2 protein-coding genes are annotated in these 3,468 nt (G+C 61.2%); both read right to left on the bottom strand.

The annotated features are described in order from the left end of the window. Positions 1-139: 139 nt before the first annotated feature. A complete protein-coding gene (locus tag Q8R27_RS08755) occupies positions 140-946 on the bottom strand; it encodes a cation diffusion facilitator family transporter (protein WP_371134671.1) in 807 nt (268 codons plus the stop codon). Positions 947-1,180: 234 nt separating this feature from the next. Continuing rightward, positions 1,181-3,468: HAD-IC family P-type ATPase (locus Q8R27_RS08750; protein WP_305698654.1), on the bottom strand; the 2,288-nt coding region annotated here is incomplete at its 5' end.

The raw sequence follows: 3,468 nt of genomic DNA, 5'->3' as shown, positions 1-3,468 counted from the left end.
TCGGCCAGGAAGAAATGGCGCAAACTCGATGGTCAGAACCGCCTGCCCGAAATCATCCAGGGGGTTGAATTCCGCGACGGCATCAAGCACGAATTCAAAGCCGCCTGATCAAACCGTCACCAACTTTCGGTCATAGCTCTCATAGAACCACGATGCCAGAGTGTTTTGCTTTGTACTCTGGTTCTACGTGGATGGTCACCACGCAATCCTTCACCACTGCCTTGAGCGCTGCTTCGATCCGGTCGCAAGTTTCATGGGCCGCCGCGACTGTTTGTTCGCCCGGGACCACAAGATGAAACTCGATGAACGTCGCCTGTCCGGCATGGCGGGTGCGTAGATCATGGGCTTCGACGGCGCCTGTGGCCTCGAGCGCGATGGTCTCTCGCACCTTTGCCAGAACATCATCGGGGACCGCCTCGTCCAAAAGGCCACTCATCGAACTGCGCATCACCTTCCAGCCGGACCACAGGATGTTGATCGCGACCAGACCGGCAAGGGCAGGGTCAAGGATGGCCCAGCCGGTCTCGATGGCCAATAACACGCCGAAGGTCACCCCGATCGAGGAAATCACATCCGAAAGCAGATGGTGGCCGTCTGCAGTCAAAGCTGGTGACCGGCGCTTGCGACCTTGTGAAAGCAGCAGCCAGCACCAAAGGGCGTTGATCGCACTTGCGGCGCCGTTCACCAACAGCCCTTGGAGCGGGGCGTCCAGCACGCGTGGGGCCATTAAACCGTGATAGGCCTCGCGCATGATTAGCAGGGCCGCGATGATGATCATAACGCCTTCGAGTACCGCGCTGAAGAGCTCGGCCTTGTGGTGGCCATAGGGATGGTGGGCGTCCGCCGGAACGGCGGCAACGCGAATCGCTATCAAGGCCGCAATGGCGGTCACCACATTGACAGTGCTTTCGAGCGCATCCGACAGCAGGGCGATGGAGCCGGTCATCCACCAGGCCAGAACTTTCAGACCAAGGACAACGATGCCTACCAGAATACTTCCAGCTGCGATTTTTAGGACTGGAGGTATGGCTGGTGCGGTGCTCACAGTTGGCCCCTTTCAAAGTTTTCGCAGCCTCTAACAGAGAACTCGTCGGAATACCAAGGGTTCGACAGACGCGCCTCCAGACCTGGCGCAATCGGTCGGTGTTGAAAGCCATTGAAGTAGTTGGCAGCCGACTGATCAGTCTCTCTTCATTCGACTTCTATGGCCTCCTCCTTGCAGCCCGAGCCTGATGTGCTTCTCGATCTCAACGAAAGCGAAGAAAGCGGCACCGATGGCGACGATCAGAATGCCGTCCATCAACGGCACGGGCTGGGTGCCCAGAACGGCCTGCAAAGGCGGCAGATAGGTGACTGCAAATTGCGCGGCGGTGATGGCGATGACCACCATCCAGACCACCTTGGTGCCGCGTGCCGCCTCCCAATTGAGCGAGGTGCTGTAAATGTTGCGGATGAAGAAAAGGTGGAAAATCTCCAGCACCACCAGCATGTTCATTGCCAGTGTCTGCGCCAAAGCCAACGGATAGCCCTTGTCGGTCGCATAGCTGAAGACACCAAAGACCGCCGCCAGAAACAGGATCGCCACAAACAAGACGTGCCAGACAAGCTCGCCGGACAGAATTGGTGCGTCGCGTGGGCGCGGCGGGCGGGCCATGGTGCCGGCCTCGGTCGGCTCAAAGGCCAGGGCCAGGGCAAGCGTGGTGCCGGTGATCAGGTTGATCCAGAGGATCTGCACTGCAGTCACCGGCAATGCTGCACCCACAAGGAGCGCCAGCACCACAACCATCGACTCACCCGCGTTGTTGGGAAGGGTCCAGCTGATCACTTTTCTCAGGTTGTCATAGACCGTGCGCCCTTCGCGCACCGCAGCGGCGATGGAGGCGAAGTTGTCGTCGGCGAGTACGAGGTCGGCTGCTTCCTTGGCGACCTCGGACCCCTTCATGCCCATAGCGATGCCCGCATCGGCGCGCCTGAGCGCCGGGGCGTCGTTCACCCCATCACCGGTCATCGCGACCGACAAGCCGTTGGCCTGCAGGGCGGTTACCAGCCGCAGCTTGTGCTCTGGGCTGGTGCGAGCAAAGACATCGGTGCCCGTGACCTCGAGCGCCAGTTGCGCGTCGTCAAACTTGTCGAGATCGGTGCCCGTCAGAACCCGGTCAGGGTTGGCCAGTCCGATCTGGGCGGCAATCGCAGCCGCCGTGCCCGCATGATCGCCGGTGATCATCTTCACACGAATGCCCGCCGCACGACATTCAGCGACTGCGGCAACCGCCTCCGGCCGAGGTGGATCGATCAGGCCGACGAGGCCGAGGAAAGTAAGCCCTGTTTCTAGCGAGGTGGGGTCGATCCGCTCGTCCGATTTCGGCCGTTCAGCCAGCGCCAGCACACGTAGTCCGCGCCGCGCCATGGCATCGGCCCTTTCATGCCAATGGTGCTGGTCGATGCCGTCGCACATGCGGAGGACCCGCTCGGGAGCGCCCTTGACATGGATTGCACGGCCCTGAGTCCCGTCGGTCAGCACCGCCATGAAACGGTGGCGACTGTCGAATGGGATGGCGTCCAGACGCGCTGCCGTGAAATCACCCTCAACCTTGGCCGCGAAAGCGAGGAGTGCGCCTTCCATCGGATCGCCCTCGACTGTCCAATGTCCGGCACGGTCGTGCAGCACCGCGTCGTTGCACAGGGCCGCCGCCCGGGCGATGCGGGTCAGGTCGCCTGCCGGTGCAATTGCGCCTTCCGGAAGATAACCGTCACCCGATACTGAAAACGCTCCTTCGGGTGCCTCCACAGCGGTGACGACCATTTCGTTGCGGGTCAGCGTGCCGGTTTTGTCGGTGCAAATGACCGAAACCGAGCCGATAGCCTCGATCGCGGGGAGACGGCGCACAATGGCATGGCGCCGCGCCATGGCTTGAACGCCGATTGCCAGCGTGATCGTCATTACAGCTGGCAGGCCCTCAGGGATCGCCGCCACGGCCACGGCCACGACGGCGATGAACATCTCGGAGAAATCGTGGTGGCCGACGAAATAGCCCCAGACCAGCAGCAGGCCCGACGCAAGTAGGATCAGGAAAGACAGCCATCGCGCGAAGTGGTCCATCTGGGCAACGAGCGGCGTGGTCAGTTGTTCGACGCTTGCCATCAGCCCGCCGATGCGCCCGATCTCGGTTCCGGCGCCGGTTGCCACCACCAGACCGCGCGCGGTACCTTGGGTTATCAGCGTGCCCGACCAAAGCATGGACTGACGTTCGCCGAGGGCTGTCTCTGCAGGCACCACCGCTGAATTCTTTTCCACCGGGATCGGTTCGCCAGTCAGGATCGCTTCCTGGGAGCTATAGCTGAAAGTTGGTGACGGGGGGATTGGGTGGCATATCAAGGCGTTGTTGACGCGCCGCAGTTCTCGCAGAGAAAAGGATATGCCACATGACGAAGGATACGGTTGTCGCGTTTCGCGCACCAGAAGGATTT

The sequence above is a fragment of the Phenylobacterium sp. genome, assembly GCF_030697305.1.
Taxonomy (GTDB): Bacteria; Pseudomonadota; Alphaproteobacteria; order Caulobacterales; family Caulobacteraceae; genus Phenylobacterium.
This window is presented reverse-complemented; position numbering and strand designations above follow the sequence as displayed.

Bases quoted from the DNA above. Each gene is read 5' to 3' on its own strand.
- Q8R27_RS08755 (WP_371134671.1), bottom strand. From the start codon at position 946: ATGACCGGCTCCATCGCCCTGCTGTCGGATGCGCTCGAAAGCACTGTC.